This is a genomic window from Pseudomonas alkylphenolica (assembly GCF_004025535.1).
Classification (GTDB): domain Bacteria; phylum Pseudomonadota; class Gammaproteobacteria; order Pseudomonadales; family Pseudomonadaceae; genus Aquipseudomonas; species Aquipseudomonas alkylphenolica_A.
The window spans coordinates 657,651-664,650 of sequence record NZ_QJRG01000048.1 but is presented as its reverse complement, the minus strand read 5'-3'; the positions used below and the strand labels follow the sequence as shown (position 1 = coordinate 664,650).

The following is a 7,000-nucleotide window of genomic DNA, read 5'->3' as shown; positions in this document are numbered from 1 at the left end:
GCAGCCATCGGCCCGTACTGCGTGCCGGTGGTCAACCTGGAGCAGAACCTCGGCCAGCTCAACGTCAACATGGTCACTTGCGGCGGCCAGGCGACCATCCCCATGGTCGCCGCGGTATCGCGCGTGGCCAAGGTGCATTACGCCGAGATCATTGCCTCGATCGCGTCGAAATCCGCCGGACCCGGCACCCGCGCCAACATTGACGAGTTCACCGAAACCACCAGCAAGGCCATCGAAGTGATTGGTGGGGCTGCGAAGGGCAAGGCGATCATCATCATGAACCCGGCCGAGCCGCCGCTGATCATGCGCGACACGGTGTTTGTATTGTCTGAAGCCGCCGATCAGGCGCAGATCGAAGCCTCCATCGAGGAAATGGCCGCCGCCGTGCAGGCCTACGTGCCGGGCTACCGTCTCAAGCAAAAGGTGCAGTTCGACGTGATCCCCGAGGATGCGCCGCTGAACATTCCCGGCCACGGTCGCTTCTCGGGCCTGAAGACCTCGGTGTTCCTTGAGGTCGAAGGCGCCGCCCATTACCTGCCTGCCTACGCCGGCAACCTCGACATCATGACCTCCGCTGCCTTGGCCACGGCCGAGCGCATGGCACTGTCGATGCTCAACGGCTGAGGAACCCGCCCATGAACGGTAAGAAAATCTACATTTCCGACGTCACCTTGCGTGACGGCAGCCATGCCATTCGCCACCAGTACTCGCTGCAGAACGTGCAGGACATCGCCCGCGCGCTGGACCAGGCCCGGGTCGACGCCATCGAGGTCACGCACGGCGATGGCTTGCAGGGTTCAAGCTTCAACTATGGCTTTGGCGCACATAGCGACCTTGAATGGATCGAGGCTGCAGCCGATGTGATCGAGCATGCGCGGATCACCGTGTTGCTGATCCCCGGTATCGGCACGGTTCACGACCTCAAGCAGGCCTATCAGGCCGGTGCACGTTCGGTGCGCGTGGCCACGCACTGCACCGAAGCCGACGTGTCGAAGCAGCACATCGAGTACGCCCGCGAGCTGGGCATGGATACTGTCGGCTTCTTGATGATGAGCCACATGATCCCGGCCGAGCAGTTGGCCGCGCAGGGCAAGTTGATGGAAAGCTATGGCGCCCAGTGCATCTACATGGCTGACTCTGGTGGCGCGATGAACATGCAGGATATCCGTGACCGCATGCGTGCTTTTAAAACGCTGCTCAAGCCGGAAACCGAAACCGGCATGCACGCGCATCACAACCTGTCGCTCGGTGTGGCCAACTCCATCGCCGCGGTGGAGGAGGGGTGTGACCGCATCGATGCGAGTCTCGCCGGCATGGGTGCCGGTGCCGGTAACGCGCCGCTGGAGGTGTTCATTGCCGCCGCCGAGCGCATGGGCTGGAACCACGGGACGGACCTGTACCGGCTGATGGATGCTGCTGATGATCTGGTGCGGCCGCTGCAGGACCGCCCGGTGCGAGTCGACCGCGAAACCCTGGCCCTGGGGTACGCCGGGGTGTATTCGAGCTTCCTGCGCCATGCTGAGGTCGCTGCGGCTAAGTACGGGCTGAAGACGCTCGATATCCTCGTCGAGCTGGGCAGGCGGCGGATGGTTGGCGGCCAGGAAGACATGATCGTCGACGTCGCGCTCGATTTACTGCAACAACGAAACTGATTCGACTCCACTTCTGCGCCGTGCTTGTCACGGCGCTTTTTTTTTGTGGCTCCGAGAAGGGCCTGCGCAGCAGGCCCGGTTCAGCGTCGGCAGCCAACCATTGACCGCCGTCATTAACTTGCACTGGGGGGATAAGGCGAGCAGTACGCGGATAGTCCCTGAGAACGCCGAGACCTAATGTGACTGTGCCTTCGCCATCAGACTTCCAGTGGCGATTAACATGCGGACCCGTCTCATGTCGAACCTCGTTACTAGCGATCTCAGCCTTCCCAAGGCATCAGCCCTGCGGCCCGGTGCGCGGCTCATGAAACTCACCATGGCGGTCTTGCCGTGGGTGATCATCGCCTCGCTGTTGTGGGCAGGCCTGTTCATTCGCCCCCAACCGGTGGGCAGCACCATCGAACCTGCAGCCCTGGAGAACCGCGACCAGTTCTACGGCCTGGCGCGCTTGCCCGGCGGCGAGCTGCTGGCCAGCGGCAGCTACGGCAAGGTGCTGCTGATCGGCACCGATGGCACCGTCAGCCGCCTGCCAACCCCGACCCGCAACACTTTGCAGGACATTGCCGCCTGGGATGCCAGCCACCTGGTGGCCGTGGGCAACGACGGGGTGATCCTGCGCAGCACCGACAGCGGCAAAAGCTGGACGCAGGTCCAGGACGTGCCGCGCTCAGCCGTTGCCAACAAGCTCAACCGCGTGCGCGTGGCGGCCGGTGGCCTGGCCATCGCCACCGGTGAAATGGGCGCACTGCTGATCAGCCACGACTTCGCACAAAGCTGGCAACGCCTGCGCGAGGAGGAAGACGTGGCCTGGAACGACGTGGCAATTCTCGACGGTGGCCACCTGGTGCTGGTCGGGGAGTTCGGGCGGGTAATGCTCGGCAACGTCAATGGCCAGGACTGGCAAGAGGTCAGCGCCGGGGTGGATGCCTCGCTGATGGCACTGAATTTTCGTGACGCGCAGAACGGCGTCGCCGTGGGCCTGGAAGGTGCGGTGCTGCAAACCCGCGACGGCGGTTTGACCTGGCAGGTGGTGGACGTGGGCCTGCACGAGCACCTGTTCGACGTGGCCTGGTTGCCCGCGCAACAGCACTGGTTTGTCACCGGCGCCCTGGGGCGCTGGGCCAGCGGCGATGGCAGCGACTGGCACCGCGGCATTCTCGATGAGCGCGATCTGTCCTGGCACGTGCGCGCCTTGCCGGTGGACGGCGGCCTCTGGCTGGCCGGGGCTGATCTCGGCCAATGGGATGGCCGGCGCTGGTCCCGGTTGCAGCCTTGAACCTCCTGTTGCTTAACCCGAGCGAGACACTTTCATGATCGAACGAATAGCTGAATTCTGCATTCGCCGCCGCGCCTGGGTGGCCGGCTGCCTGCTGATGCTGACGTTGGTGCTGGGCTGGTTTGCCCTGCACATCGAGGTGCGCACTGTCTTCGAAGACATGCTGCCGTCCCGTCACGAGTACGTGAAGACCCACGAAAAATTCAAGGACACTTTCGGTGGCTCGAACATGGTCACCATCATGTTCGAGGTGGACCAGGGCGACATATTCCAGACCCAGGTACTGGAAAAAGTCCGCGAGGTGACCCTCGGTTTGCGTGAGGTATCAGCGGTCAACCCGTACCAGATCACCTCGCTGGCCTCCAAGAAACTCAAAGAGGTGCGCGCATCCACCGCCGGCATCGTCAGCCTGCCGCTGATGTGGCCCGACCTGCCGCAAAGCGCAGAAGCCATGGCCGAGCTCAAGCAGGCCGTGCTGCGCAACCCGCTGGTGTATGGCCCATATGTTTCCAAAGACCTGCAAGCCACGTTGATTACCGTCGACTTCATCGACGACCAGGTCGATTACAGCAAGGTCTTCCAGGAGATCCGCAGCCTGATCAACCGCGTCGATGACGGCCAGGTGCACATCCGCGTGGTCGGCGACCCGATCCTGTATGGCTGGGTAGGGCACTACCTGCCGGAAACCTTCCAGTTGGTCGGTGCGGCGCTGCTGGTCACCCTGGTGATGCTGTTCGTGCTGCTGCGCACCTGGCGCGGGGTGCTGTTGCCACTGCTGGCCGGGGCGGTAAGTGCCTCCTGGGCGCTGGGCATCTGTCATTTGCTCAACATCAGTTTCGAGCCGCTGGTAATTGTGGTGGCAATGCTGATCACCTCGCGCGCCGTGTCGCACTCGGTGCAGATCGTCAATCGCTTCGACGATGAACTGGAGCTGCTGCCGGCCAATGCCGATACCGCCAGGATCGCTGCGCGGGTGGCCCTGTCGGACCTGTTTCGCCCGGGCATGCTCGGGGTGATTGCCGACGCCGCGTGCATGGCCGTGGTGGCGCTTAGCCCGATCCCGATGCTGCAGAAACTCACGGTGCTGGCGTGCGTGTGGGTGCTGACGCTGACCATCAGCGCGGTGATCCTGACCCCGGTGATGCTGTCATTCATCCGCAAGCCGCATGGCATGGTGCACCCGATCAACTGCATTCCGCTGCTGAGCAAGGTGCTCGACCTCGCCACCCGCGTGTGCCTGTCCCGTGCGCGCTATGTGGTGCTGGGCGTGAGCTTTGTAGCGGTGGTGTGCGCCGGGCTGTTCTCGCTCAACCTGAAGATCGGCGATGCCAACCCGGGCTCGCCGATCCTCTGGCCACGCGCCGATTACAACGTCGACTCGGCAGCGATCAATGCCCGTTTCGAAGGTGTCGACCGCATGTTCGTGGTCCTCGGTGAAGACGGCAACACCGGCTTGATCAAAAGCAACGAAGCCCTGCAGGCGATGAACAGCTTCCAGCGCTTTATCGAAGCCCAGCCGCAGGTGGGCGGCTCGGTGTCGCTGGCCGACGTGCTGCCGCAAATCAACCTCAGCCTGCGTGAAGGCAACCCGCGCTACCTGGAACTGGGCGATACCAGCGCCATCAACGGCAGCCTGGCGGCCATGCTCGATTCGGTGTCAGAGCCCGGCGACATGTCGCGCTTTGCCGATGACCAGTACGCCAACGGCGCGGTCACCCTGATGTTCCGCGACCGCCAGGGCGAAACCATTCGTACTGCCGTGGCACGCATCAAGGAATTCATCGCCCAGCACCCCTTGGCCCAGGGCGAATGGCACCTGGCCGGCGGCCTGATCGGGGTGATGGCGGCGGTCAACGAGATCATCCTGGCCAGCCAGATCGAGGCGATTGCCCTGGCATTGCTGGTGCTGGCGCTGATCTGCACGGCGGTGTACCGCTCCTCGATCGCGGGCATGGTGTTCATGGTGCCGGTGATCATCTCCAACATGATGACCTTCGCCTTCATGACCTGGCAGGGCATCGGCATGAACATCAACACCGTGCCGGTGGCCGCGCTGGGGATTGGCCTGGGGGTGGATTACGCCTTCTACATCGCCGACCGCATCAAGGAAGAAATCGCCATCGGCAAGAGCGCCGAGGAGGCCGTACGCATCGCCCTGCACTCGGCGGGCATGGGTGTGATCGTGACCGCCAGCGTGCTGATCCTGGCCACCTTGTTGTGGTGGGCCTCGTCGCTGCGCTTCCAGGCCGAAATGGGCTTGCTGATGGCGATCTGGCTGACGGTTTCGGCGTTCAGCGCACTGTTTGTAATGCCGGCGCTGATCTACGTGTTCCGCCCGCGCTTCATCTTTGGCGAGCCGCAGCAGGGCAGGGCGACACAGCTGCCCGGCACCTCACATCAGTTGGCTTGAGACGACATAACAACAACAGCAATCGATCAATCGCTGCCGCGACTTACTGGGGAGAACAGCATGAACAAACACACTCGGGGTGAGCACGCGCACGCCTCGCTGAACCGGCTCGGGCTGGCCATTGCACTGGGGGTGATGAGTGCACCGGTGCTGGCCGACACCTTCACCTATGACGGTTACCTGCGCCAGGAAATGTCCTGGAACATGAAGAACTGGGAAGACACGCCCGGCTACGACGACCGCGGCAAGCTGTCGATGATGCGCAGCACGGCGCGGATCAACCTGCAGTGGAAGCCTACCGACAGCTTTTCGGTAGTGGCCAAGCTGCGTGGTGTGCGCGAAGTCGAGACCGACTTCCTCAATCACCTGGAAAAGATGGGCGCCAACAACTACCACGAAGCCGATGGCCGTGGCGATATCACCGAACTCTACGACAAGACCGATATCCGCGAGCTGTATGTCGACTTCCCGGTGGGCGACCGCACCTGGTTCCGCCTTGGCAAGCAGCAGATCGCCTGGGGCGAGACCGACTTTTTTGCCGCCAACGACCTGGTGCATGGCTTTGACAACACCTGGCGTTCGTTCCTCGAGCCGGCCAACGAAGAGCTGCGTAAAACCAACATCATGGCCAAGGTCAACATCGATGTACCGGAATACGACGGTGGCATCGAGATGTTCGTGCGCCCGGGCCTGGACCGCACCGCCGACATCGGCACTGAAATCGACATCTACGGTGGTCGCTGGTCGAGCCAGCCGTATGCCGGCGTCGATTTTCGCAACGTCGACCCGTACAACTTCAACCACGAAGACGGCAGCCGCCACGACGTGACCGGCGGTATCCGCTGGAACGGCCTGTGGGGCGACACCAACTACTCGTTGTCGTACCTGAAGACCTACTACAACGCACCGATCCTCAACGCCTCCGACAACCTCGCGCTGTTCGGCCTGCCCGATGTGCCCAGCGGCGCCGAAACCACCGGCAGTGAACACACCAAAGGCCTGGCGGGCGAGGTCATCTACCCGATCGTCGATGTCTTCGGCATGACCGCCAGCCGCTATTCCGACTGGGCCGATGCGGTGTTCAGCACCGAGGTGGCCTACATCAAGGACGCGCCATACCAGTTCGAAGCTTCGACGCCGACGCTGATCAGCCAGTTCGTGGCCCCGGGCTTCGATGGCTACACCAAGAAGGACGTGGTCGCGCTGATGCTGCGCATGGACAAGAACCTGGCGTTCACCCAGAGCCTGCTCGGCACGGAAAAGCCGATGTTCTTCTCGGTGCAGCTGTTCGACAAGTGGGTGCAGAACTTCGACGAGGACGACCGCCTGCTGTACAGCGTGGGCTGGGGCGGCAAGGTCAAGGAACACTCGGTGATGGGCACCGCGATCTTTGACGCCAGCTACGCCAACGGGCGCATTCGTCCGCAACTGGTGGTGGGCGGCGACCTGAGCAACGGCGGCGGTTTTGCCGTGCCGTCGGTGACCTTCGAGCTGTCGAGCAAGCTGCGCTGGAAAGTCGAGTACGACGCCTTCTGGGATGACGAATTTCACGACAGTGACAAATGCCAGCCGGGCAACCTGGCCACCTGCGAGAACACCACGCTGTTCGGCTACTTCCACAACCGCGATCAGCTGTACACCAGCCTGACCTACCTGTTCTGA

Annotated in this window: 5 protein-coding genes; all 5 read left to right on the top strand. The window is 62.8% G+C overall.

Translation table 11 applies throughout. The annotated features are described in order from the left end of the window. Positions 1 to 624: acetaldehyde dehydrogenase (acetylating) (locus DM813_RS23525; RefSeq protein WP_128325796.1), on the top strand; the 624-nt coding region annotated here is incomplete at its 5' end. Between the two features lie 11 nt (positions 625 to 635). Next, positions 636 to 1,652: a 4-hydroxy-2-oxovalerate aldolase gene (dmpG, locus tag DM813_RS23520; protein WP_128325795.1), complete on the top strand. Its 1,017-nt coding sequence runs from the start codon at positions 636 to 638 to the stop codon at positions 1,650 to 1,652. 304 nt (positions 1,653 to 1,956) lie between these two features. Next, positions 1,957 to 2,928: a YCF48-related protein gene (locus tag DM813_RS23515; protein WP_241653230.1), complete on the top strand. Its 972-nt coding sequence runs from the start codon at positions 1,957 to 1,959 to the stop codon at positions 2,926 to 2,928. A 34-nt stretch (positions 2,929 to 2,962) separates the two neighbouring features. Further along, positions 2,963 to 5,338 carry an efflux RND transporter permease subunit gene (locus DM813_RS23510; RefSeq protein ID WP_128325793.1) on the top strand — a complete coding sequence of 792 codons (2,376 nt, stop codon included), beginning with the start codon at positions 2,963 to 2,965 and terminating at the stop codon, positions 5,336 to 5,338. A gap of 60 nt (positions 5,339 to 5,398) precedes the next feature. Beyond that, positions 5,399 to 7,000: a DUF1302 family protein gene (locus tag DM813_RS23505; RefSeq protein ID WP_128325792.1), complete on the top strand. Its 1,602-nt coding sequence runs from the start codon at positions 5,399 to 5,401 to the stop codon at positions 6,998 to 7,000.

What these genes read in the sequence shown, in the direction of transcription:
- DM813_RS23515 (WP_241653230.1), top strand. Translation starts at nt 1,957, where the DNA reads ATGAAACTCACCATGGCGGTCTTGCCGTGGGTGATCATCGCCTCGCTG.
- dmpG (WP_128325795.1), top strand. Translation starts at nt 636, where the DNA reads ATGAACGGTAAGAAAATCTACATTTCCGACGTCACCTTGCGTGACGGC.
- DM813_RS23510 (WP_128325793.1), top strand. Translation starts at nt 2,963, where the DNA reads ATGATCGAACGAATAGCTGAATTCTGCATTCGCCGCCGCGCCTGGGTG.
- DM813_RS23505 (WP_128325792.1), top strand. Translation starts at nt 5,399, where the DNA reads ATGAACAAACACACTCGGGGTGAGCACGCGCACGCCTCGCTGAACCGG.